Raw genomic sequence first — 22,553 nt, forward strand, 5'->3', positions numbered from 1 at the left:
TAGCGCTTGGCCAGGGAGACGACCAGGCGGAGGTTGGCCTCCAGCAGGTGGTTCTTGGCGCGCTCGCCGTCGCGGACGATCCAGTTGAGGTCGCGGCGCATCTGCGGGGAGAGCTTCTGGCCCTCCTCCTCGACCTGGCGCAGCCGCTCGGCGCCGTAGAGCCCGGCCTCGATCCGCTTGGCGAGGTCGACCTCCTCCTCGGCGGTGAGCAGCGCGACCTTGCCGATCTGCTTGAGGTAGGCGCGGACGGAGTCGGCGGAGGCGGTGAGCTCGGCGTCCTTGCGGGCCTGCCGCAGCGCCTCGGACTCCTCCTCGTCGTCCCACTCGAAGCCCTCGCCGCCCTCGGCGTCCTTCTCGTCGGTCTCGGCGACGGCGACGCCGTCCTTGCCGGTCACGACCGTCTCGTCGAGCTTGAGGCCCGCGGCGCCACCGTCGACCACCGCGACGGCCGCGCCGTCGGAGGCGACCGCCGTCAGCACGGTGCCCTCGCCGGTGCCCGGGGAGGGGGTGATCGTGGGCTTGCGGGAGGCCGCCTTCTTCGCCGGGGCCTTCTTGGCCGGGGCCTTCTTGGCTGCCGTGGTCACCGGGGCAGTGGACGACGGGGCGCTGGAGCGGGCGGCGACCGTCCGGCTGCGACTCGTGCTGCTCACCGTGGTTGCGTCCGGTCCTGGCTGGTCGGCGGGCACTCAGGTTCCTTCCCGTACTACTGCGGTGCGTTCCTCGAGGACCGTGTGGCCCGCGGGCAGCGGCCCTGCCCGCCGCCCGGACCGCAGTGGCCCACCGATGAGCCCGGCGGGGCGACACACCGGAGGTGTTTCACCGTGCTGGGAACCGGGGATGACCTGCTGGCTGAGGAGCGGCGCGTGGGGCGTTCCCATTGTAACGACGAGCACGTCCTGGTCCACCGGTTCCGGGCCAGGACCGGTCCGGTGACCTGCACGGTCCGTCCCGCCGGGGGTGCCGGTCGCGGCCCCGCCCGGCGGGAGCCGGCGTCACTGCCCGATGTGCTGCTCCGCCGCCAGGGCCGCGCCGACGATGCCGGCGTCGTTGAGCAGCTCCGCGGCGACGACCCGGGTGCGCGTGGAAAGCAGCGGGACCCACTTGTCGGCCTTCTTGCTCACCCCGCCGCCCACGATGATCAGATCGGGCCAGAGGCTCTTCTCCAGCGTGTCCAGGTAGCGGTCGACCCGCTTGGCCCAGTGCGGGTAGCTGAGCTCCTCCCGCTCCCGGGCGGAGGCGGAGGCGCGCTTCTCGCCGTCCTCGCCGTCGACCTCGATGTGGCCGAACTCGGTGTTGGGCACGAGCGTGCCGTCGATGAACAGCGCGCTGCCGATGCCGGTGCCGAAGGTCAGCATGAGCACCAGCCCGCGCTCGCCCCGACCGGCGCCGTAGGCCATCTCGGCGATGCCGGCCGCGTCGGCGTCGTTGAGCGTCTGCACGGTGCCGGGGATCACCGCCTCCAGGCCGGCGGCCATGTCGGTGCCGATCCAGCTCTTGTCCATGTTGGCGGCGGTGAAGGCCTCGCCGTGCTTCATGACCCCCGGGTAGGTGACGCCGATGCGCCCCTCCCAGCCGAACTGGCCGACGATGTCGGCCACCACCCCGTAGACGGGGTCGGGGAGGGCCGGCTGGGGGGTCGGGATGCGCACCCGTTCCCCGACCAGCTCGCCCTTGTCCAGGTCGACCACACAGCCCTTGATGCCGCTGCCACCGATGTCCACTCCGAAGCCCTGCACGGGGGGAGGCTAGCGACCCGTCGACCGGACGGCGCGCAGGTCCGGCAGGATCCGGGTCCGTGACCACCTCCGGCACCACCGCGTCCACGTCCGGCAGCCCCGCTCCGGACCTGTCCACCGAGCTCCTCGAGCTGGCCCGGGCCACCGCCGAGGAGGCGGCGGCCTTGGTCGGCGCAGGGCGCAGCAGTGCCGCCGAGGAGGTGGACACGAAGTCCAGCCCGGTCGACGTGGTGACCGCCGTGGACAAGGCGAGCGAGGCGCTGATCGTGCGGCGGCTGCTGGCGGCCCGGCCCGACGACGGGGTGCTGGGGGAGGAGGGGGCCGCCACCGAGGGCACCAGCGGTGTCCGCTGGGTCGTCGACCCGATCGACGGCACGGTCAACTTCCTCTACGGCCTGCCCGCCTACGCGATCTCCATCGCCGGCCAGGTCGACGGGCGCACCGAGGTCGGCGTGGTGCTCAACGTCGGCAACGGGGAGCTCTTCACCGCGGTCCGGGGCCAGGGGGCCTGGCTGACCGCGCCCGGTGCAGCTGCCATGCAGCTGCACGGCAGCGCGCCGGTGTCCCTGGAGCAGACCCTGGTGGCCACCGGGTTCGGCTACCGGGTGGAGCAGCGCCGGGCCCAGGGCGCCGTCGTGGCCCAGCTGCTGCCCGAGGTCCGCGACATCCGCCGGTGGGGCTGCGCGTCGCTGGACCTGTGCGCCGCGGCCGCCGGGCGGGTCGACGCCTACTACGAGCTGGACCTCAAGCCGTGGGACCACGCCGCGGGCGCGCTGATCGCGGCCGAGGCCGGCCTGGTCGTCACCGGCACGGCTGGCCGGCCGTTCGCCGAGCCGATGGCGGTCGCCGCGGCACCGTCGGTGGCCGGGCCGCTCGTCGAGCTGCTGGACCGGCTGCACGCCGCCGGTTGACCCCGGACGCCCGTCCTCGCCAGGGGGCGGGCACGAGGGTCAGCAGGAGGCTGCCTCGGCCTCCTGGGCCGGGGCGAGGGCGGCCGCGACGTCCTCCGCCGAGGCCAGCCCGGCGAAGTCCGGCCCGAGGACGACGTCGACCACGGTGGTCGCCCGGGTGTCGCGGCGCTCGGTGGCCTGCGGCAGGTACAGCTGGACGTAGTCGGCCACCCCGCCGCCGGCCGGTCCGTACCGGAGTTCACCGACGCCGGTGACCTCGTGGTCGCTCTGGTCGTTGGCGATCTCCTGGACGACGAAGCCGAGGGACTGCAGCTGCGCGGCGACCTCTCCGGCCCGGCCGCCGACGTCGCTGGCGTTGAACACCCGCAGGGTCACCGTCGCGGGGTCCAGGGCCTCGGGCGCGTTCTCGGCGCTGCTGCACGCGGCGGCCTGTGCCTCCTCGCGGGCCCGCTCGTCACCGAGCACGTTCCACCACACCGCGAGCGCGGCCAGCGCCAGCACGAGCAGGAACACCAGTGCGGGCAGGGGACGGCGGTTCCGCGGCCGGTCGGCTGGCCGCCGGGTGCCGGTCTCGCTCGCGGTCTCGGTCACTGGGTCCTCACGGCGGCGGCGAGCACGTACACGGAGGCGACCCTAGCGGCGGGCGCACCCGCTACAGCGCACCGTCCTCGAGCGCGGCGCGTCCCAGTTCCACGCAGGGGTCGATCTTGTCCGCATAGCCCGTGGTGTCCTTGCCGGCCATCGCCCCGGCCTTGGACCGGGCGACGATCCCGGCGACGATCGCGGCGAACTTGAAGTAGGCGAAGCCCACGTACCAGTTCAGGTCGGACAGGTCGGCGCCGCTCCGGGTGGCGTACCGCTCGGCCAGCTCCAGCCGGGTGGGGAAGCCCGGGAGGGTGGTCACCGAGGACACCGACACCGCGCGGTCCTCGCCGGCCTGCGGCCAGTAGACGAAGAGCATCCCCAGGTCGGTGAGCGGGTCACCGAGGGTCGACATCTCCCAGTCCAGGACGGCGCGCACCCGGCCGGGGGTCTCCGGGTCGAGCAGGCAGTTGTCCAGCCGGTAGTCGCCGTGGGTGATCCCGCTGCGCTGCGACGCCGGCACCGTCTCGGCCAGCCGCGCGGCGAGCGCGTCGAGAGCGGGCCGGTCGGCGTCCCGGGTGGCGTCCCACTGCTTGGTCCAGCGGCGCACCTGCCGCTCGAGGAAGCCCTCCGGCCGGCCGAAGTCCGACAACCCCACCGCGGCCGGGTCGACCGCGTGCAGGTCGGCGAGCACGTCCATCAGCCCGTCGGCGACCGCCCGGCGCTGCGCCGGGGCGTCGGCGTACCCCGGGGGGAGCTCGGCAGCCACGTGCACGCCCACCACCCGCTCCATCACGTAGAACGGGGCGCCGAGCACCGAGGTGTCGGTGGCCAGGTGCAGCGTGCGCGGCACCGGCACGGACGTGCCGGCCAGCGCGGAGACCACCCGGTGCTCGCGCACCATGTCGTGCGCGGTGGCCAGCACGGCGCCCGTCGGCGGGCGGCGCAGGATGACCGCGTCGTCCTGGGGTGCCCCCTCGGGGGTCACCACGTAGGTGAGGTTGGACATGCCCGCGGCGATCAGCTCGACGCGCACCGACCGCCACTTCTCGTCGCCGAGAGCGGTCGCCAGGTAGGGCCCGACGACCCCCGGATCAGCACCCACTGGAGTCGCCACGGCGGCAGGGTAGCCTCTGGCGCTCCCACGCTCGGCCGGCCTCCCGGCGACTCGATGTGTCGGCCTGCAGCAGGCGGGCACAAACGGGGGCCTGACGGCGTTGGGCGGCTGGCCGGACTGCAGCGGAGGACGCCGGGGCGACCGGGACGGCGATCTGCCGACCCGACCGCGCCGCACCGTCGACCGCACGACCGAGCCAAACCGGCCAGGGGCCCAGCAGGGGACCCCGGCCGGCGACTGACCCCCGGCCGCCGAGGCGGCCGGCACCACCGCCGCCGGCGCCTCGGCGCCGACGGCAGACGAGCGGGCCGTGCGCCCGCGACGAGACGAGAGAAGGGGCACACCATGGCCACCGACTACGACGCCCCCCGCCGCAACGAGACCGACGAGCTCGGCGAGGACTCGCTGGAAGAGCTCAAGGCCCGCCGGGCCGAGGCCCAGTCGTCCTCGGTCGACGTCGACGAGACCGACTTCAACGAGAACCTCGAGCTCCCCGGTGCGGACCTGTCCAACGAGGAGCTGACCGTCCGCGTGCTGCCCAAGCAGGAGGACGAGTTCACCTGCTCCAGCTGCTTCCTGGTGCAGCACCGCAGCCGGCTGGCCGCCACCCGCGGCGACCGGCTGCTGTGCCGGGACTGCGCCTGATCGGCGCCGGTCGATGAGCGAGCAGCCCGGCCGGTCCGGCCGGCCCCGGGACGTCCCCCCGCCGCGCCCGGTCGGCGCGACCGGGGAGCCGGTGGAGGGCGAGGTCGTCGGCGCTGACAGCGGGCTCGGCTCCGCCGCCCGCGCCCTGGCCGACGCCGTGGCCGGGCTGCTCGGCAACGGGTCGGGCCGGGACGGCGGCGCCCGCGGCTCCTCGCGGGCCGGTGCCGGCGCCCGGGCCGCGTCCGGTGTGCTCGCCGACGTCGTCGCCGCGGTCGCCGGTGCGGCCCGGTCGGCACGGTCGGACGACGGGGCGCACCGGACGACCGGGGGCTCTGACGGGGCCGCCGGTGCGGGCCGCGCCACCGGCAACGGGGCACGCAGCTGGGCCCCTGGCGGGCTGCTGACCGACCTGCTCGACGCCGCGGCGCCCCGGCTGCCGATCCGGGACCGGGAGCGGCTGCGCCGGGCGCACCCGGGCGCCTCCGACGGCGAGATCGCCGATGCCCTGGTCGCGCGGGCGGCCCGGCTCACCGGTGCGGTCGGGGCGGCGACCGGCGGGCTGGCCGCCGCCCAGTGGTTCGCCCCGCCGTCGATGGTCGCCGTCCCGCTGGAGCTGGGGGCGCAGACGGTCCTGGTCGCCGCGGTGGAGGTCGTCCTCGTCGGCGAGCTGCACGAGCTGGCCGGCCGACCGGCGGCCGGGGACGCCCGGGAGCGCGCCGCGGCGTACCTGTCCAGCTGGACCACCCAGCGTGCGGTCGGGTCCCCGGGGCGGGGCGGGGTGTTCGCCACGATGAGCTCCGCGGGGGTGGCGGCACTGCGCCGCCGGGTCACCCGCCGGCTGGCCCGCAGCACGACGTCGATGGCCCCGCTGCTGGTGGGTGCCACGCTGGCGGCCCGCGGCAACCGCAAGGCCACCGCCGAGCTGGCCGACCGGCTGCGGTCGGACCTGCACCTGCCGCCGGCCGGCGCCGGCTCCTGAGCGCCTGCGCGACCGGCGCGGGGGAGACCGCCGCCCACCGGCCGCCCACCACCGGTCCGGCCCGCGCGGCTAGCCTCGCCGCCGTGCCCGTACCCCCCGCCGACGACCCGGTCGACGTCCCCGTGCTGCTCACCGGTCCGGACGCCGTCGCACCGGCCTACGCGCTGCCCGGGGACGCCGGTGCCGACCTCTGCCTGGCCGAGGACGTGGAGCTCGCCCCGCACCAGCGCGCGCTGGTCGGCACCGGGGTCGCCGTGGCGATCCCGGAGGGCTTCGCCGGCTTCGTCCACCCCCGCTCGGGGCTGGCGCACCGGCTGGGCCTGAGCCTGGTCAACGCGCCGGGGACGATCGACGCCGGCTACCGGGGCGAGATCAAGGTCAACCTGGTCAACCTCGACCCCACGACCCCGCTCCGGCTGAGCCGGGGTGACCGGGTCGCCCAGCTGGTCGTCCAGCCGGTGGTCCGCGCCCGGTTCGTCCCGGTGGCCGAGCTGCCGGTCAGCGAGCGCGGCAGCGCCGGTCACGGCTCGACCGGTGGCGCGGTGGCGCTGGGCGCCGACAGCACTCCCTCGAGCCTGGAAGGACGGGTCTGACATGCCGTTCGGACGCCGACGCAACCGGATCGACCGCAGCCTCCGCGAGCGGGGCGTGCCGCCCGAGCCGCAGGTGCGGGAGCGGGAGGAGACCGCGACCAGCGGGCCGTGGGACGAGGCGGACGCGCCGCAGGACGGGCGGCCCCGCGTCGACCTGGGGGCGATGCGCGTCCCCGCGGTCGGCGGCATGGAGCTGCGGGTCGACGTGAACGCCCAGCAGCAGGTGGTCGGCGCCAGCCTGCGGATGGGGGACTCGCTGTTGCAGCTCTCGGTCTTCGCCGCTCCCCGGGCCGGTGGGCTGTGGGACGAGGTCCGGGCCGACCTCGCCCGCGGGGCCAGCGGTCAGGGTGGCCAGCTCAAGGAGGTCGACGGGCCGTTCGGCCGGGAGCTGGCCGGCTCGGTGCTGCTCACCCCCGCGGCGCCGCCCGGACAGACGGCGCCGGCAAAGCCGGTGCGCCGGCCGGCCCGCTTCCTCGGCGTCGACGGTCCCCGGTGGTTCCTGCGCGGGATGATGACCGGCCCGGCGGCCGAGTCGCCCGAGGCGGGGGCGGCGCTGGAGGCGGCGTTCCGCGAGGTCGTCGTGGTCCGCGGTCCGCAGCCGATGCCGGTGCGCGAGCAGCTCCCGCTGACGCTCCCGGCGCAGGCGGCGGAGCAGATGGCCCGGCAGCAGGCGGCCGGCCGCGCCGCCGGCCGGGCCACCGCGTCGGGGCCGGCCGTTGCCGCCCCGCGCGCGGCCGCCCCGGCCACCGCCCCTGCCTCGACCGTGCCCGGCGTCGCGTCGCCGGCTCGCGGCGGCGCGTCTCCCGCGCCGGCCAGCACCCCGCCGGCCAGTACCCCGCCGGCCAGTACCCCGCCGGCCAGCACGCCGCCCGGCAGCACGCCGCCCGGCAGCGCCGGGTGACCGCCGCACCGGTCGTCCACGCCTATGGGCCCGACCCGGACCAGTTCCTGGAGGTCACCCTCCCGGACTTCGAGGGAGCGGCACCGGTGGTCGTCGTCCTGCACGGTGGCTTCTGGCGGGCCCGGTACGGGATCGAGCTGGCCCGGCCGCTGGCCGCCGACCTGGCTGCCCGCGGCTGGGCGGCGGTGGCGGTCGAGTACCGCCGGGTCGGTGCCGGCGGCGGGTGGCCGGCCACCCTGGACGACGTGGCCGCCGCGCTGGACGCCCTGCCCGAGGCGCCCGGCGCAGGCCGGCTGGACCTCTCCGACGTCACCGTGGTGGGGCACTCCGCCGGTGGGCACCTGGCCGCCTGGGTGGCGGCCCGCGGCCGGCTGCCCGACGGCGCCCCCGGGGCCCGTCCTCGGGTGCCGGTCGGCGCCGTGGTGGCCCAGGCCGGGGTGCTGGACCTGGCGGCGGCCGTCGCCGCCGACCTCGGCGACGGCGCCACCGTCGATCTACTCGGGGGCACTCCGGCCGAGGTGCCCGACCGGTACGCGGTCGCCGACCCGGCCCGGCTGCTGCCCACCGGCGTGCCGGTGCTCTGCGTGCACGGCGCGCAGGACACGACCGTTCCGTTGGACCAGAGCGAGCGCTTCCGGACGGCGGGCACGGCGGCCGGGGACGCCGTGGAGGTGAGCGTCGTGCCCGGTGACCACATGGCCGTGATCGACCTCGCCGGAGAGGCCTGGCGACGCACCGTGACGTGGTTGACGGCACGCCGGACCACGGCCCCGGACAGCACTACCCTGGGACCGTGACCGAGACCAGGGTGGGGTCGACCGCGCAGCCCGGCGCGCGCGGCTGGCTCTCCCGCACACTGCAGAAGCTCACCGCCGACGACCAGACCGTCGACGCCGAGGCGCTCCGCTCGGAGACCGTGTCCGCGGGCTGCTCGGCGGTCAGCGCCTGCCGCAAGGGCGAGGTCGTGACGGTGACCGGCCGGATCAAGTCGGTCGTCTACACACCTCGCGAGACGGTGCCCACCCTGGAGGCCGAGCTCTTCGACGGCTCCGGGTCGGTCACCCTCGTGTGGCTGGGGCGTCGGCGGATCCCCGGCATCGAGCCCGGTCGCCGGCTGACCGCCCGCGGCCGCTTCGCCGCCTTCGAGGGCCGGCAGGTCATCTACAACCCCTGGTACGAGCTGAGCGCCGGGTGACCCTTCCGACCCCGGCCCGTCGGCGATGACAGCCCGGCCCGAGGGGGAGGTGCCGCAGGGCAAGGACGTGACCTTCGACCGGCACCTCGTGCTCGAGCAGCTCGGCGGCTGGCGCGGCATGGTCGACGCCTCGCTGCCGACCATCGCCTTCATCGTCGCCAACTCCCTCGGCGGGCTGACCGTCGGCATCTGGTCGGCAGCAGTGGCCGCGGTGCTGGTCTTCCTGCTGCGGCTGGTGCGGCGGCAGAGCATCCAGCAGGCGATCAGCGGTCTGTTCGCGGTCGCCGTGGCCATCGCGATCGCGCGGTACTCCGGCCAGGCCCGCGACTTCTTCGTGCTGGGCATCGTCCGCAACGCGGCCATCGGGGTCGTGCTGCTGGGCTCGCTGCTGTTCCGCCGGCCGCTGGTGGGCGTCGTCGCCGAGTGGCTGGCGCCCAGCCACCTGGGCGCCATGGCCGCGCACCGGTTGCCCTCGCTGCGGGGCAGGGGCTTCTCCGGTGGCGCGACCCCGGCTCAGGCGGTGGACACCGAGTCCGCCGCCGAGGCGATCGGCCGGGCGCGCGGGCCGGACACCCCGCCCGAGGTGCACTGGCGCGACGACCCGCGGATGCTGCGGGCCTACAGCTGGCTCACCGTGCTGTGGGGCGGGGTCTTCCTGCTCCGGGCCGCCGTCCAGGGGCTGTTCTACTGGCAGAACGCGGTGGGCTGGCTGGGGACCTCGTCGCTGGTCCTCGGGCTGCCGGTCACCGCCGTCCAGCTGGTCGTGACGTTGTGGGTGGTCGCCCGCCTGCACCGCCACCGCGCCGAGGAGGAGCCTCCCGCCTGACGGCCCCCCTCGCAGAGGGGGGCGTGAGCCAGCGAGCGATGGGGCGAGGGGGGTCCGTCAGCAGCTGCCGTCGGGGCACATGATCTGCTGCAGCTGCTCCTCGATGTCCCCGTGGGTGACGAACAGCAGCTCGTCGCCGGGCTCCAGCGGCTCGTCGGGGTCCGGGCTGATCACCCGGTCACCGCGCAGGATCGTGGTCAGCACCGTCTCCCGCGGCAGCGGCACCTCACGCACCGGGCGGCCGACCCAGGGGGTGTCCTCGGCGAGGGTGATCTCCACCAGGTTGGCCGCGCCCTTGCGGAAGCTCATCAGGCGCACCACGTCGCCGACGGTCACCGCCTCCTCGACGAGCGCCGCCAGCACCCGTGGGGTGGAGACGGCGACGTCCACGCCCCAGGCCTCGGTGTAGAGCCACTCGTTGCGCGGGTCCTTGACCCGGGCCACGACCCGGTTGACCGCGAACTCCGTCTTGGCCAGCAGGGAGACCACCAGGTTCGCCTTGTCGTCGCCGGTCGCGGCGATGACGACGTCGCAGGTGGCCAGCTGCGCCTCCTCCAGCGAGCTGACCTCGCAGGCGTCGGCCTGCACCCACTCGGCGCCGGGCACGGACCGGGGCTTGACCCGCGAGCCGTTCCGCTCGATGAGCATCACGCTGTGGCCGTTGCCCAGCAGCTCGGCGGCGATGGACCGGCCGACCGCGCCGGCCCCGACGATGGCGACCCGCATCAGTGCTGACCTCCGGTGGGTGCCTGCTCGACGACCTGGTGCACCCGGTCGGTGAGCTCGTCGGTGGCGGCGAGCACCAGGTGGTCACCGGTCTGCAGCACCGTGGCGGGGGTGGGCAGCTGGGCCTCGCCGAAGCGGACCAGCCAGGCGGCGCGGGCGCCGGAGGCGGTCTCCAGCTCGGCCAGCGGCCGGCCGACCCAGCCGTCGGTGACGGTGACCCGCATGAGCAGCACCTTGCCGGTGGGCTCGCGCCAGATCTCGGTGACCTTCACCGACAGCAGCTCGCGCATCAGCCGGTTCACCGTCCAGGGCACCGTCGCGACGCTCGGGATGCCCATCCGCTCGTAGACCTCGGCACGCTTGGAGTCGTAGATCCGGGCGACGACGTGCTCGACACCGAAGGTCTCCCGGGCGACCCGGGCGGCGATGATGTTGGAGTTGTCGCCGCTGCTCACCGCGGCGAAGGCGCCGGCGGAGTCGATGCCGGCGTCCAGCAGCGTCTGCCGGTCGAAGCCGAGGCCGGTGACCTGCCGGCCGCCGAACTCCGGGCCGAGCCGGCGGAAGGCCTCGGCGTCCTGGTCGATCACCGCGACGCTGTGGCCGATCGTCTCGAGTCGCCGGGCGATCGCCGAGCCGACGCGGCCGCAGCCCATCACGACCACGTGCACCTGTCCCACCCCGTCTGCTGGCTCCTGCCGCCCCGGCCGACCGCCGGGGGCGTACAGCGCGCGAACGTACACCCGCTGCCCGCCGCCCATCCCGCCCCGGGCGGCCGCGACACACCCCTTCGAGCACCCCTGTGAGGGAGGTCGCCCCGGATCGGCACATCTGCGGACGTGGCGTCCGTACCATCGCCGCCGTGCCATCCCTGTCCGACCTCGGACAACTCCCGAAACGGCTCGTCCTCGGCCGCCCGGTCCGCAGCGACCGGGCCGGTGAGTCGCTGCTGCCCAAGCACCTGGCGCTGCCGATCTTCGCCAGCGACCCGCTGTCCTCCGTGGCGTACGCGACGCAGGAGATCCTGATCTTCCTGACGCTGGCCGGGACGTCGTTCCTGTTCCTCACCCCGTGGCTCGCCGCCGTCGTCGTCCTGCTGCTCACCGTGGTGGTGCTCTCGTACCGCCAGGTGGTGCACGCCTACCCCTCGGGTGGCGGCGACTACGAGGTGGCGATGAAGAACCACGGCCGGTTCGCCGGCCTGGTGGTGGCGAGTGCGCTGCTCACCGACTACGTGCTCACCGTCGCCGTCTCGGTCAGCTCCGGCACCGACAACATCATCTCGGCGTTCCCCGGCCTGGCCGAGCACCGCGTGCTGATCGCGGTGAGCCTGGTCGGCCTGCTGGTGGCGATGAACCTGCGCGGGGTGCGGGAGTCGGGCAAGACCTTCGCCGTCCCGACCTACGCGTTCATCGCCTGCATCATGGTCATGATCGTCACCGGCCTGGTCCGTGAGCTCGTCACGGGCAGCGACGTGGTGGCCGAGAGCGCGGGCTACGCGATCACCCCGGAGCCCGGCTACGAGCAGGTCACCGGGTTGGCACTGGTCTTCTTCGTGCTGCGGGCCTTCGCCTCCGGCTGCACGGCGCTGACCGGGGTGGAGGCGATCGCCAACGGGGTGCCCGCGTTCAAGCCGCCGAAGAGCCGGAACGCCGCGACGACTCTCGCGCTGATGGGCGGGATCGCCGCGACGATGTTCGCCGGGGTGACCGCGCTGGCCCTGCTGGCGGACGTGAAGTACGTGGAGAACGCCTGCGACCTGGTCGGCTTCGACTGCGAGGGCCAACCGCAGCGCACCGTCATCGCCCAGGTCGCCGCCGCGGTGTTCGGCGGCTCGGACTCCTTCGGCTTCTTCGCGGTCCAGGCGGCGACGGCGCTGGTGCTCATCCTGGCGGCCAACACCGCCTTCAACGGCTTCCCGCTGCTGGGCTCGGTGCTGGCGCAGGACCGCTACATGCCCCGGCAGCTGCACACCCGCGGCGACAAGCTGGTGTACAGCAACGGCATCCTGCTGCTCGCCGGGTTCGCGATCCTGCTGCTGGTCGTCTTCGACGCCGACTCCACCCAGCTGATCCAGATGTACATCGTCGGCGTCTTCACCAGCTTCTCCATCGGCCAGTGGGGGATGGTGCGGCACTGGAACCGCGAGCTGCGCGCCGAGACCGACCCCGGCACCCGTGGGCAGATGCAGCGCTCGCGGGTGATCAACGCCGTCGGCGGGACGCTGACCACCGTCGTCCTGGCGATCGTCGTGGTGACCAAGTTCGCCGGCGGCGCCTGGATCGTCATCGCCGCGATGCCGGTGATCTTCCTGCTGATGCGCTCGATCAACCGGCACTACTCACACGTCGCCGAGCAGCTGGTGCCCGACACCGACGCGCGGATGAAGCCCTCGAAGGTCCACGCCGTCGTCCTGGTGTCCAAGGTGCACAAGCCGACGCTGCGGGCGCTGGCCTTCGCCCGGGCCACCCGCCCGGACGTGCTGACCGCCCTCACCGTGAACGTGGACGACGCCGACACCCGGGCCCTGCAGCAGGACTGGGAGCGCTACGACATCCCGGTTCCGCTGACCGTCGTCGACTCCCCGTACCGGGAGATCACCCGGCCGGTGCTGGACTTCGTGCGGGACATCCGCCGCTCCAGCCCGCGCGAGCTGGTCGTGGTCTTCGTGCCGCAGTACGTGGTCGGGCACTGGTGGGAGAACCTGCTGCACAACCAGAGCGCGCTGCGGCTGCGCACCCGCCTGCAGTTCCAGCCCGGCGTGATGATCACCAGCGTGCCGTGGCAGCTGGAGAGCTCACTGGACCGGGACGGCGGCCCGCGCGGCGACGGCCCGGCGCCCGGCGACATGCGCCGCGGGCTGACCGACGAGGCCGAGCCGACGCCCTATGGCTGACGAAGGACCACCCTTCCCCCCACGACGAGCAAGCTCGCCGCGGGGCCCTGAAGGGCGGCCGAGGGGCCGGGGGCGAGCGCGGGTGTCCGCGGACGCCGGCGGCGGCTGGGTGGGGCGGCGGTTCGAGGTGACCGTGGGGCCGGTGGCGCACGGCGGGCACTGCGTGGCCCGGCACGAGGGCCGGGTGGTCTTCGTCCGGCACACGCTGCCCGGTGAGCGGGTCGTGGTCGAGGTGACCGAGGACCGGCAGAAGGGCTTCTGCCGCGCCGACGCCGTCGAGGTGCTGGAGGCATCGCCCGACCGGGTCGAGCGCCCCTGCCCGTACAGCGGTCCGGGGAGGTGTGGCGGCTGCGACTGGCAGCACGTGGCTCATGAGGGGCAGCTCCGGCTGAAGGCCGCCGTCGTCCGCGAGCAGCTGTCCCGGCTGGCCGGCATCGACCTGCCGGTGGTCGTCGAGGCGCTGCCCGGCGGGCCGCTGCGCTGGCGGTCCCGCGCGCGCTTCGCGGTGGAGCGCACCGGGGAGCCGGGCCTGCGCCGGCACCGCTCGCACGACGTCGTCGTCCTCGACGACTGCCCGATCACCGTCGAGCCGGCCGCCCGGGCCGTCCTCGGCCGCCGCTGGCTGGACTCCGGCGCCGTGGACGTCGCCATCGACTCCGCCGGCGTGGTGACCACGACGACGCTCGACCGCCGCGGCCGGCCGCAGGAGACCCAGGTGCTGCGCCCGGGCGCCGACGTGCCCGAGGAACCGGCCGGGCGTGCTCAGCGCTCCGCCGGTGGCCGCGACTGGGAGGTCGAGGGCACCGGCTTCTGGCAGGTGCACCCCGCGGCCGCCGACGCGCTCGTCGGCGCGGTCACCGGGTTCGCCGCGGTGCAGCCGGGGGAGACGGTGCTCGACCTGTACGCCGGCGCCGGCCTGTTCGGCGGTGCCCTCGCCCCGGGCGTCGGCGCCGCGGGCCGGGTGGTGTGCGTGGAGTACGACGAGGCGGCCTGCGCGGCCGCCGACGCCAACCTCGCCGAGCTGCCACAGGCCGAGGTGTGGCAGGGCGAGGTGGACGCCGCCGGGCTCACCGACCTGCTGCCGGACGTCGGCCGTCCCGACGTCGTCGTCCTGGACCCACCGCGGGCCGGGGCCGGCCGGGAGGTGAGCCGGGTGCTCGCCGGCAGCGGAGCGCGCGCGGTGGTCTACGTGGCGTGCGACCCGGCGTCGCTGGCCCGTGACGTCGCGGCGTTCGCCGACGCCGGCTGGCGACTGGCCCAGCTGCGGGCCTTCGACTGCTTCCCGATGACCGCCCACGTGGAGTGCGTCGCCCTGCTGGTCCCGGCCTAGGGACACCGGTCAGGGGTCCGCCGCGCCATCGCCGCGGGCAAGGGGTCGTCAGAGCGGGCTGGGGCGGGAGTCCTCGCGCGGCAGGACCCACCGGTCGTCGGCCTTGCGGATGAGGAAGTCGGCGAACAGGAACGCTTCGTGGACGGCCTCGGTGAGCAGGTCACGGACGTTGCGGTAGGTGGTCACGTGAGGTCCTCCAGTGCTGCCGAGTGCCTGCGGGTCAGGCGTTCCCGGGTCGACCTGCCGGTCGGTCCCTGTGTCCTGGGTCACGGTTCTCATCGGCGGTCGCGAGCGTCTCCCGTACTGCGATCGGTTCCGCCCTCACTCGGGGGTGGTGCATGGTCCGTGGCCGGGACCGCAGCGGTCGGACGGTCGATGGGCTACCGCCGGACCGCCAGCAGGTAGGACTGCGGCGACCTCTCGTACTGCGTCTCCGGCTCGCGCAGCACGCGGGCCCGCACGTCGACGCCGGCCTCGGTGAGCTGCCGTTCGACCCGGTCGGGGTCCAGTCGCCACGCGCGCAGGGAGATGGCGTGTCCGTAGCCCTGCCGGTGGTGCACCGGCTCGTCGTCGCCGGCCTGGAACGCCATCAGCAGCGGGGCGTCGGGCCGCAGGACCCGGGCCAGCTCGGCGAACACCGCCGGCTGCCGTTCCGGCGGGGTGTGGATGAGCGAGTACCAGACCAGTGCGCCGGCCAGGCCGCCGTCGGGCAGCGCCAGCGCCTCGAGTGACCCGACCGCGAAGCGCAGGTCGGGGTGCCGCGCCCGCGCCACCTCGATCATGCCGGGGGAGAGGTCGATCCCGACGGCGTCCAGCCCGGAGCTGTGCAGGTGGTCGGTGAGCCGGCCCGGCCCGCACCCCAGGTCACCGACGGGCCCACCGCCGCCGGCGAGCACCTGCTCGGTGAGGACGCCCAGCAGCGCCCGGTCCATCGGGCTCTCCGCGAGCGACGTCCGCACCAGCTCCTCGTAGGAGACGGCGACGGTGTCGTAGGCGGCGCGGGTCTCGACGACGTCCGGGGGGTCGATCGGGTGCGCAGTCACAGCGCGGAACGTAGGCGCGGGTACCGACGCTCAGCCGTCAGCGCGCAGCCGGCGCCAGGCGGCGGGGGCGGCTGAGCCGTAGCCGATCCGGATGAACCGGCCGAGCTGGGCCACCGGACCCGACAGCTCGGGATCCGCCCGCTGGACCCGGGACCAGGTCAGCGCCACCACACCGACGTAGGCCAGCATCGCGAGGCCGCTGGGCAGGACGACCGCTGGGTCGGACGTGCTGGCCGACGTCCGCCCGGTCACCGCCAGCCAGAGCAGTGCTCCCGCGCTCGCCGTCCAGAAGGCCAGGACCCCGACGAGGTAGCCGCCGGCCAGCCGCGGCGAGAACACCGACCGGGCGTCCCCGGCGAGCACCCGTCGGTCGCGCAGCCGGTGGAAGACCACCACGAGCAGGGCGACGACCGCCGTCGTCACCAGTCCGGACCATCCGCCCCCGGCCGACGTCCCGCTGTGCATCCGAGCTCCTGTCCGCCTGCTGCCCGGGCTGCTCCCGGAGCCCGATGATCATGCAGGACCGGTCGCCCCCCGCGGAGCGCCGCTGTCCGGCATCCGGGCGGCGTGCCTACGCTCGCGCCGTGGCCGGACCGGCGGGTGGTGAGCGCATGGTGGGCTGGGCGCGCAGCGTGTGGACCTGGCTGCTGACCCGCCCGGTCAGCCGGGGGGCCTGGCTCACGGCACTGGTCCTGGTCGTGCTGGTCACCGGCGCGAACGGGGCGCGCAGTGACGTGCCGTCGGTGCTGGTCGGCATCGTGGCCGCCGCCGTGTGCGGCCACCGGCTCCGGGCCCTGCCCGGTCCCGGAGCGGGCCCGCCACCGGATCAGGCCCGCGCGGCCAGATAGGCCTGCCGGGTCCCGGCCGGCTGGTCGATGACGGCGGCCGCCGGACCGTACGACGGGACACCGGCAGGTCACGCTTCGAACACACGTGCGATCCGGTGTCGAGGAGCGGCGCGGCCGCCCGCACACTGGACGGGTGGACGTCGCCCTGCCCCCCGGCTGGCCGGACGAGGTGCACCCACCTGGCGCCCCCGACTGGGAGCGGACCGCGGTCGCCTGGTTGTTCGACCTGGTGCCCCCGGACTACCGCGCCCACGAGGTGCTGCGGCGCTACCCGGTGCTGCTGGCCCGGTTCGCCGGTGACCACGTCGCCGCGGGCCTGGAGGCGGCGCGGGCCGGCTGGCGCACCGTGCGCGTCGAGCTCGCCGACCAGCTGCCCCCGGAGGCGATGGAGGCGGCGATCAGCGCCTACGAGCGGGAGGGCGCCCGGCTCACCCGGGCCGCGCGTGGGGTCGAGGTGGTCGCCGGCGCGCTGCGCGGGGAGCGCTGGGTGCCCCGGTTGTAGATCCCGCCGCTCACCGGGCGGGTCGCCGGTTCGCAGTTACAGTGGGATCCCACCGGTTGCGCCCCATCGGGTGCCGCCGACGTCGAGAGGACCCTGCCCCGTCGTGTCGTTGCTCCGCTCGTTGACCGGGCCCGCCGACCTCCGGGCACTGCGCCCCGACCAGCTCCCCGTGCTCGCCACGGAGATCCGGGACGCGCTCGTCGCCGCCGTCGCCAAGACCGGTGGCCACCTGGGCCCCAACCTCGGGGCGGTCGAGCTGACCATCGCCGTCCACCGGGTCTTCGAGTCCCCGCGTGAGCCGATCGTGTTCGACACCGGGCACCAGGCCTACGTGCACAAGCTGCTCACCGGCCGGCTGGACGGGTTCGCCCAGCTCCGCCAGCGCGGTGGCCTCTCCGGTTACCCGAGCCGGGCCGAGAGCGAGCACGACTGGGTGGAGAACAGCCACGCCTCCACGTCGCTGTCCTACGCCGACGGGCTGGCCAAGGCCTTCGCCGTCCGCGGCGAGGACCGCCCGGTGGTGGCGGTCATCGGCGACGGGGCGCTCACCGGCGGGATGGCCTGGGAGGCGCTGAACAACATCGCCGCCGCGCAGGACCGCCCGGTCGTGATCGTGGTCAACGACAACGGCCGCTCCTACTCGCCGACCATCGGCGGGGTCGCCGACGCGCTGGCCACGCTGCGGCTGCGCCCCGGCTACGAGGAGGCGCTGGCCGCCGTCCGGCAGGCGCTGCACCGGGCCCCGGTCGTCGGCACCAAGCTCTACGACGCGCTGCACGCGATCAAGAAGGGCCTCAAGGACGTCCTGGCGCCACAGGGCATGTTCGAGGACCTCGGCATGAAGTACGTCGGCCCGGTCGACGGCCACGACATCGAGATGATGGAGTCCGCGCTGCGCCGGGCCCGCTCCTTCGGTGGGCCGGTCATCGTGCACGCCGTCACCACCAAGGGCTTCGGCTACCCGCCGGCGGAGACCGACACGATCGACGCCTGGCACTCCACCGGGGTCTTCGAGCCCGACAGCGGGCTCTCCTCGGCCGCCAAGGGACCGGAGTGGACCGACGTCTTCGCCGACGAGCTGGTGCGCATCGGTACCGACCGCTCCGACGTCGTGGCGATCACCGCGGCGATGCTGCACCCCACCGGGCTCGCCCCCTTCGCCGAGCGGTTCCCCGAGCGCACCTACGACGTCGGCATCGCCGAGCAGCACGCGCTGACCTCGGCCGCGGGCCTGGCGATGGGCGGGCTGCACCCGGTCGTCGCGATCTACTCGACCTTCCTGAACCGCGCCTTCGACCAGCTGCTGATGGACGTCGCGCTGCACGGCCAGCCGGTCACCCTCGTGCTCGACCGGGCCGGGGTCACCGGCTCCGACGGCGCCTCGCACAACGGCATGTGGGACATGTCGATCTGCTCGATCGTGCCCGGCCTGCAGCTGGCCGCCCCGCGGGACGAACCGACCCTGCGGGAGGCGCTGCGGGAGGCCGTGCAGGTCACCGACGGGCCGACCGTCGTCCGGTTCCCGAAGGGGGCGCTGCCGCCCGAGGTGCCGGCGGTCGAGCGGCGCGGTCCGGTCGACGTGCTGCGCCGGGGCAGCGCCGACGAGGTGCTGCTGGTCGCCACCGGTTCGCTGGTGCCGATGTGCCTCGCCGCCGCGCAGCGCGCCGCCGACCACGGCATCGAGGTCACCGTGGTCGACCCCCGCTGGGTGATGCCGGTCGCCGACGAGCTGGTGACCCTGGCCGGTGAGCACCGGCTGGTGGTCACCGTCGAGGACGGCGGGCGGGCCGGTGGCGTGGGCACCCTGCTCTCGCAGGCGCTGCAGGACGCCGACCGCGACGTGCCGGTGCGCACGCTGGGCCTGCCGCAGCAGTTCTTCGAGCACGGCAGCCGTGGCCAGGTGCTCGCCGACGTCGGGCTCACCGAGCAGGACGTCGCCCGCCGGATCGTCGAGTGGGCCGCCCGGGTCGCCGACCGCACCGCGGCCCCGGCCGAGCCGCAGGCCGAGGCGGCAGAGGGGCAGCAGTGACCGACCAGGTCATCGCCGAGATCCAGGTGGCGCCCTCGCCGCCCGGCACCGCCGAGGACCCGCACGCCTTCGTGGAGGCGGCGATCCGGGTGATCCAGGCCTCCGGACTGCGGTCGGAGGTCGGGGCGCTGGGCACCACGCTCGAGGGCGACGCCGACACGGTGTGGGCGACCCTGCGCGCCGCGCACGAGGCGATGATCGCGGCCGGCGCGACCGGCGGCATCTCGCACGTGAAGGTCGCCTCGGTGAACCGCACGATGGACAGCCTCACCCACAAGTTCCGCTGAGGCCGGCGCGCGCACGTCCCGCGCGCCGTCCTCCTGCAGCAGAGGCTGTCCTCCCGCAGCAACGCTGGTGCGGGGGGACAGCCCATGATCAGGTCACCTGATCGAACGCTGCGGTGGGGTCAGGCGGGCAACGAGGCCACGCCCTCCGGGAGGAACCGCTTCCCGGTGACGGCTTCCGACACCCCGGCGCGGTCCAGGTACGCCGAGATGCCGCCCAGCCAGAACGGCCACCCGGCGCCCAGCAGCATCGCCAGGTCGATGTCCTGCACCGCCTGGACGACGCCCTCGTCCAGCATCAGCCCGATCTCCTCGGCCAGCGCCCGCTCGGCCCGGTCGCGCAGCTCGTCGGCGGTGAGCGGAGAGTCGCCGCTGTCGATGCCGGCCAGGTCGGGGTCGACGACACCGGGCTCGGAGAACACCGAGCTCTTGCCGAGCTCCACCATCTTCCGCAGCCCCTCGCCGACGCCGAAGCGGTCGGGGAACGCCTCGTGCATCCGCTCGGCCACGTGCAGCGCCACCGGCGGTCCGACCAGTGACAGCAGCTCGAACGGGGTCATCGGCAGGCCCAGCGGGTCCAGGGCCGTCTCGGCGACGGCGACCGGGGTGCCGGCGTCGACGGCGGCGGTGACCTCACCGAGGAACCGGGTCAGCAGCCGGTTGACCACGAACGCCGGGGCGTCGGCGACCAGCACGCAGCTCTTCTTCAGCGCCTTGCCGACGGCGAAGGCGGTGGCCAGCGTGGCGTCGTCGGTGCGCTCGGCGCGCACCACCTCCAGCAGCGGCAGGACGGCGACCGGGTTGAAGAAGTGCAGCCCGACCACCCGTTCCGGGTGCTGCAGCTGCGCCGCCATCTCGGTCACCGACAGCGCGGAGGTGTTGGTGGCCAGCACGCACTCGGGCCGCACGACCGCCTCCACCTCGGCGAACACCTGCTGCTTGACCGACAGCTCCTCGAACACCGCCTCGATCACCAGGTCGGCGTCGGCGAACACGCCCTTGTCCAGCGAGCCGGTGACCAGGCCCTTCAGCCGGTTCAGCGCATCGGGGGAGAGTCGCCTTCGACCAGCCAGCTTCTCCAGCTCGCCGTGCACGTAGCCCACGCCCTTGTCGACGCGCGCCTGGTCGACGTCGGTGAGCACGACGGGCACCTCGAGCCGGCGGACGAACAGCAGCGCCAGCTGGGAGGCCATCAGCCCTGCGCCCACGACGCCGACCTTGGTGACCTTCCGTGCCAGGCCCTTGTCCGGGGCACCGGCCGGCCGCTTGGCCCGCCGGTTGACCAGGTCGAAGGCGTAGAGGCCGGCGCGCAGCTCGTCGCTCATCAGCAGGTCGGTCAGCGCATCGTCCTCGGCCGCCGTGCCGGCGGTGAAGCCGGTGTCGCCGGCCCGGGCGAGGTCGAGCAGCTCGACCGCGCGCAGCGCGCCGGGGGAGGCGTTGCGGGTGCGAGCGGCGACGACGCCGCGGGCCCGGGCGATGGCGTCGTCCCAGGCCGACCGGTCGACCTCGGGACGGCGGACGGCGACCTCGCCGGAGAGCACCCCGGCCGCCCACTCCAGTGACCGCTCCAGGAAGTCGGCCGGCTCGAACACCGCGTCGGCGATGCCCAGCTGCGCGGCCTTCGGCCCGGGAGTGACCTTGTTCTGCGCCAGCGCGTTCTCCACGATCACCGAGACCGCGGCGTCGATGCCGATCAGCTCGGGCAGCAGCTGGGTGCCGCCCCAGCCGGGCACCAGGCCCAGGAACACCTCGGGGAAGGCGACGACCGCGGTGCTGGCGATCGTCCGGTGCTGGCAGTGCAGCGCCAGCTCCAGGCCACCACCCATCGCCGCGCCGTTGACGAACGCGAAGGTCGGGATGGCCGAGTCCTTGAGCCGGCGGAAGACCCGGTGCCCGGTCTCGGCGATCTCCCGGGCATCGGTCGCCGAGCTGATCGACGGGACGCCGGAGAGGTCCGCGCCGACGGCGAAGACGAACGGCTTGCCGGTGACGGCGGTGGCCACCGGGGGAGGGGAGTGGGCGTCGATCTCGTCCAGTGCGGCGTCCAGCGAGGCGAGCCCGCCGGGCCCGAAGGTGGACGGCCGGGTGTGGTCGTGCCCGTTGTCCAGGGTGATCAGCGCCAGCTCACCGGCCAGCCCGGGCACCCGCAGGTACCGGACCAGCGCCTGCGTCACGACCTCGTTCTCGAAGACGGCGGTCACTTCGAAGCACCTTCCCAGTTCGGGTTCTCCCAGATCACGGTGCCGCCCATGCCGATGCCGATGCACATCGCGGTCAGGCCGTAGCGGACGTCGGGCCGTTCGGCGAACTGCCGGGACAGCTGGGTCATCAGCCGGACGCCGGAGGACGCCAGCGGGTGGCCGACGGCGATGGCACCGCCCCAGGGGTTGACCCGCTCGTCGTCGTCGGCGATGCCGAAGTGGTCCAGGAAGGCCAGCACCTGGACGGCGAAGGCCTCGTTGAGCTCGAACAGCCCGATGTCGGAGATGGTCAGCCCGGTGCGGGCCAGCGCCTTCTCGGTGGACGGGATCGGCCCCACGCCCATGACCTCGGGTTCGACGCCGGCGAAGCCGAAGCCGACCAGCCGCATGCCCACCTGCAGGCCCAGCTCCTCGGCGACCTCCTCGGCGGCGAGCAGGCAGCCGGTGGCGCCGTCGTTCAGCCCGGCGGCGTTGCCGGCGGTGACGTGGCCGTGCGGGCGGAACGGCGTCCTCAGCGTCGACAGGCCCTCGAGCGTCGTGCCGGGACGGGGCGGCTCGTCGACGCTGGCCAGGCCCCAGCCCTGCTCGGCCGAGCGGGTCGCCACCGGCACGAGCTCCGGGCCGATCCGGCCGGCGGCCACGGCCGCGGCGTACCTCTGCTGGCTGGCCACCGCGAAGGCGTCGGCCCGCTCCTTGGTCAGGTGCGGGAAGCGGTCGTGCAGGTTCTCCGCGGTCGAGCCCATCACCAGCGCCGAGCCGTCGACGATCTGCTCGCTGACGAACCGCGGGTTCGGGTCGACGCCCTCGCCCATCGGGTGGTGGCCCATGTGCTCGACGCCGCCGGCGATCGCGACGTCGTAGGCGCCGAAGGCGATCCCGCTGGCCGTCGTCGTCACCGCGGTCATCGCGCCGGCGCACATCCGGTCGATCGCGTAGCCGGGCACCGACTTCGGCAGCCCGGCCAGCAGCGCGGCGGTGCGGCCGATCGTCAGTCCCTGGTCACCGATCTGGGTGGTGGCGGCGATCGCCACCTCGTCGACCCGGTCGGCGGGCAGCGCCGGGTTGCGGCGCATCAGCTCGCGGATGCAGCGCACGACGAGGTCGTCGGCGCGGGTCTCGGCGTAGATGCCGGTCGGCCCGGCCTTGCCGAAGGGGGTGCGCACGCCGTCGACGAAGACGACCTCACGCAACGAGCGTGCTCGTCGCTCTCCA

The 22,553-nt window shown here is 74.8% G+C and carries 25 protein-coding genes; 14 read left to right on the forward strand and 11 right to left on the reverse strand.

Features of this window, described 5'->3' with window-relative positions; all coding sequences use genetic code 11:
* Together HLA93_RS19785 and ppgK are read right to left on the reverse strand one after the other, a co-directional pair.
* Positions 1–686: sigma-70 factor domain-containing protein (locus tag HLA93_RS19785; protein ID WP_368858267.1), on the reverse strand; the 686-nt coding region annotated here is incomplete at its 3' end.
* A 306-nt stretch (positions 687–992) separates the two neighbouring features.
* A complete protein-coding gene (gene ppgK / locus HLA93_RS19790) occupies positions 993–1,736 on the reverse strand; it encodes a polyphosphate--glucose phosphotransferase (protein ID WP_222196170.1) in 744 nt (247 codons plus the stop codon).
* A gap of 59 nt (positions 1,737–1,795) precedes the next feature.
* Here ppgK and HLA93_RS19795 point away from each other — a divergent pair, with 59 nt between their 5' ends.
* On the forward strand, positions 1,796–2,647 hold the full coding sequence (locus HLA93_RS19795) for an inositol monophosphatase family protein (RefSeq protein WP_222196171.1): 852 nt from the start codon (positions 1,796–1,798) through the stop codon (positions 2,645–2,647).
* A gap of 39 nt (positions 2,648–2,686) precedes the next feature.
* On the opposite strand, the gene HLA93_RS19800 is transcribed toward HLA93_RS19795, so the two are convergent.
* Both HLA93_RS19800 and HLA93_RS19805 read right to left on the reverse strand, forming a co-directional pair.
* Positions 2,687–3,238 (reverse strand): LytR C-terminal domain-containing protein, encoded by a 552-nt coding sequence (locus HLA93_RS19800; protein WP_222196172.1) that lies wholly within the window; start codon positions 3,236–3,238, stop codon positions 2,687–2,689.
* A gap of 61 nt (positions 3,239–3,299) precedes the next feature.
* Positions 3,300–4,346 carry a phosphotransferase family protein gene (locus HLA93_RS19805; protein WP_222196173.1) on the reverse strand — a complete coding sequence of 349 codons (1,047 nt, stop codon included), beginning with the start codon at positions 4,344–4,346 and terminating at the stop codon, positions 3,300–3,302.
* Positions 4,347–4,691: 345 nt separating this feature from the next.
* Here HLA93_RS19805 and HLA93_RS19810 point away from each other — a divergent pair, with 345 nt between their 5' ends.
* The 7 genes from HLA93_RS19810 (at position 4,692) to HLA93_RS19840 (ending at position 9,485) form a co-directional block, all read left to right on the forward strand.
* The gene (locus HLA93_RS19810; protein ID WP_222196174.1) at positions 4,692–4,991 is read left to right on the forward strand and encodes a DUF4193 domain-containing protein; all 300 of its coding nucleotides are present in this window, start codon (positions 4,692–4,694) and stop codon (positions 4,989–4,991) included.
* A gap of 13 nt (positions 4,992–5,004) precedes the next feature.
* The gene (locus HLA93_RS19815; RefSeq protein ID WP_222196175.1) at positions 5,005–5,970 is read left to right on the forward strand and encodes a hypothetical protein; all 966 of its coding nucleotides are present in this window, start codon (positions 5,005–5,007) and stop codon (positions 5,968–5,970) included.
* Between the two features lie 83 nt (positions 5,971–6,053).
* Positions 6,054–6,563, forward strand: a complete 510-nt coding sequence (gene dut, locus HLA93_RS19820) for a dUTP diphosphatase (protein ID WP_222196176.1) — start codon at positions 6,054–6,056, stop codon at positions 6,561–6,563.
* Between the two features lies 1 nt (position 6,564).
* Positions 6,565–7,464 carry a DUF3710 domain-containing protein gene (locus HLA93_RS19825; RefSeq protein WP_222196177.1) on the forward strand — a complete coding sequence of 300 codons (900 nt, stop codon included), beginning with the start codon at positions 6,565–6,567 and terminating at the stop codon, positions 7,462–7,464.
* Complete coding sequence (locus HLA93_RS19830) at positions 7,461–8,261, forward strand: alpha/beta hydrolase family protein (RefSeq protein WP_222196178.1); 801 nt, start codon at positions 7,461–7,463, stop codon at positions 8,259–8,261. Before HLA93_RS19825 ends, HLA93_RS19830 begins: the two co-directional genes overlap by 4 nt.
* Positions 8,258–8,659, forward strand: a complete 402-nt coding sequence (locus HLA93_RS19835; protein WP_308128260.1) for an OB-fold nucleic acid binding domain-containing protein — start codon at positions 8,258–8,260, stop codon at positions 8,657–8,659. The genes HLA93_RS19830 and HLA93_RS19835 overlap by 4 nt, the downstream gene beginning before the upstream one ends.
* Before the next feature lie 25 nt (positions 8,660–8,684).
* Complete coding sequence (locus HLA93_RS19840; RefSeq protein ID WP_246627186.1) at positions 8,685–9,485, forward strand: DUF3159 domain-containing protein; 801 nt, start codon at positions 8,685–8,687, stop codon at positions 9,483–9,485.
* Positions 9,486–9,542: 57 nt separating this feature from the next.
* On the opposite strand, the gene HLA93_RS19845 is transcribed toward HLA93_RS19840, so the two are convergent.
* Positions 9,543–10,211: a potassium channel family protein gene (locus HLA93_RS19845; protein ID WP_222196179.1), complete on the reverse strand. Its 669-nt coding sequence runs from the start codon at positions 10,209–10,211 to the stop codon at positions 9,543–9,545.
* A complete protein-coding gene (locus tag HLA93_RS19850; RefSeq protein ID WP_368858268.1) occupies positions 10,211–10,888 on the reverse strand; it encodes a TrkA family potassium uptake protein in 678 nt (225 codons plus the stop codon). The genes HLA93_RS19845 and HLA93_RS19850 overlap by 1 nt, the downstream gene beginning before the upstream one ends.
* Positions 10,889–11,070: 182 nt before the next feature.
* Between HLA93_RS19850 and HLA93_RS19855 the strand changes: the two genes are divergently transcribed.
* A complete protein-coding gene (locus HLA93_RS19855) occupies positions 11,071–13,104 on the forward strand; it encodes an APC family permease (protein WP_222196180.1) in 2,034 nt (677 codons plus the stop codon).
* An 82-nt stretch (positions 13,105–13,186) separates the two neighbouring features.
* On the forward strand, positions 13,187–14,434 hold the full coding sequence (locus HLA93_RS19860; RefSeq protein ID WP_308128261.1) for a class I SAM-dependent RNA methyltransferase: 1,248 nt from the start codon (positions 13,187–13,189) through the stop codon (positions 14,432–14,434).
* Between the two features lie 48 nt (positions 14,435–14,482).
* Here the strand turns inward: HLA93_RS19860 and HLA93_RS19865 are convergent, their stop codons facing one another.
* The 3 genes from HLA93_RS19865 to HLA93_RS19875 all read right to left on the reverse strand — a co-directional run bounded on the left by HLA93_RS19865 (position 14,483) and on the right by HLA93_RS19875 (position 15,942).
* Positions 14,483–14,620 carry a hypothetical protein gene (locus tag HLA93_RS19865; RefSeq protein ID WP_222196182.1) on the reverse strand — a complete coding sequence of 46 codons (138 nt, stop codon included), beginning with the start codon at positions 14,618–14,620 and terminating at the stop codon, positions 14,483–14,485.
* Between the two features lie 194 nt (positions 14,621–14,814).
* The gene (locus tag HLA93_RS19870; protein WP_222196183.1) at positions 14,815–15,477 is read right to left on the reverse strand and encodes a class I SAM-dependent methyltransferase; all 663 of its coding nucleotides are present in this window, start codon (positions 15,475–15,477) and stop codon (positions 14,815–14,817) included.
* 30 nt (positions 15,478–15,507) lie between these two features.
* On the reverse strand, positions 15,508–15,942 hold the full coding sequence (locus HLA93_RS19875; RefSeq protein WP_222196184.1) for a hypothetical protein: 435 nt from the start codon (positions 15,940–15,942) through the stop codon (positions 15,508–15,510).
* Between the two features lie 119 nt (positions 15,943–16,061).
* Between HLA93_RS19875 and HLA93_RS19880 the strand changes: the two genes are divergently transcribed.
* From HLA93_RS19880 to HLA93_RS19895, 4 genes are all read left to right on the forward strand, one after another.
* Complete coding sequence (locus tag HLA93_RS19880; RefSeq protein ID WP_222196185.1) at positions 16,062–16,325, forward strand: hypothetical protein; 264 nt, start codon at positions 16,062–16,064, stop codon at positions 16,323–16,325.
* A gap of 133 nt (positions 16,326–16,458) precedes the next feature.
* Positions 16,459–16,827, forward strand: a complete 369-nt coding sequence (locus tag HLA93_RS19885) for a hypothetical protein (protein ID WP_222196186.1) — start codon at positions 16,459–16,461, stop codon at positions 16,825–16,827.
* A gap of 103 nt (positions 16,828–16,930) precedes the next feature.
* A complete protein-coding gene (gene dxs, locus HLA93_RS19890) occupies positions 16,931–18,856 on the forward strand; it encodes a 1-deoxy-D-xylulose-5-phosphate synthase (RefSeq protein ID WP_222196187.1) in 1,926 nt (641 codons plus the stop codon).
* Complete coding sequence (locus tag HLA93_RS19895; protein ID WP_222196188.1) at positions 18,853–19,143, forward strand: thiamine-binding protein; 291 nt, start codon at positions 18,853–18,855, stop codon at positions 19,141–19,143. Before dxs ends, HLA93_RS19895 begins: the two co-directional genes overlap by 4 nt.
* 119 nt (positions 19,144–19,262) lie before the next feature.
* Here the strand turns inward: HLA93_RS19895 and HLA93_RS19900 are convergent, their stop codons facing one another.
* On the reverse strand, positions 19,263–21,341 hold the full coding sequence (locus tag HLA93_RS19900) for a 3-hydroxyacyl-CoA dehydrogenase NAD-binding domain-containing protein (RefSeq protein ID WP_222196189.1): 2,079 nt from the start codon (positions 21,339–21,341) through the stop codon (positions 19,263–19,265).
* A complete protein-coding gene (locus HLA93_RS19905) occupies positions 21,338–22,531 on the reverse strand; it encodes a thiolase family protein (protein ID WP_246627187.1) in 1,194 nt (397 codons plus the stop codon). The genes HLA93_RS19900 and HLA93_RS19905 overlap by 4 nt, the downstream gene beginning before the upstream one ends.
* Positions 22,532–22,553: the final 22 nt, after the last annotated feature.

Source organism: Modestobacter italicus, from assembly GCF_019799965.1.
GTDB classification, from domain to species: domain Bacteria; phylum Actinomycetota; class Actinomycetes; order Mycobacteriales; family Geodermatophilaceae; genus Modestobacter; species Modestobacter italicus_A.

Coding starts and splice junctions, on each gene's coding strand:
- HLA93_RS19810 (WP_222196174.1), top strand. CDS start 4,692: ATGGCCACCGACTACGACGCCCCCCGCCGCAACGAGACCGACGAGCTC.
- HLA93_RS19815 (WP_222196175.1), top strand. CDS start 5,005: ATGAGCGAGCAGCCCGGCCGGTCCGGCCGGCCCCGGGACGTCCCCCCG.
- HLA93_RS19825 (WP_222196177.1), top strand. CDS start 6,565: ATGCCGTTCGGACGCCGACGCAACCGGATCGACCGCAGCCTCCGCGAG.
- HLA93_RS19840 (WP_246627186.1), top strand. CDS start 8,685: ATGACAGCCCGGCCCGAGGGGGAGGTGCCGCAGGGCAAGGACGTGACC.
- HLA93_RS19845 (WP_222196179.1), bottom strand. CDS start 10,211: ATGCGGGTCGCCATCGTCGGGGCCGGCGCGGTCGGCCGGTCCATCGCC.
- HLA93_RS19875 (WP_222196184.1), bottom strand. CDS start 15,942: ATGCACAGCGGGACGTCGGCCGGGGGCGGATGGTCCGGACTGGTGACG.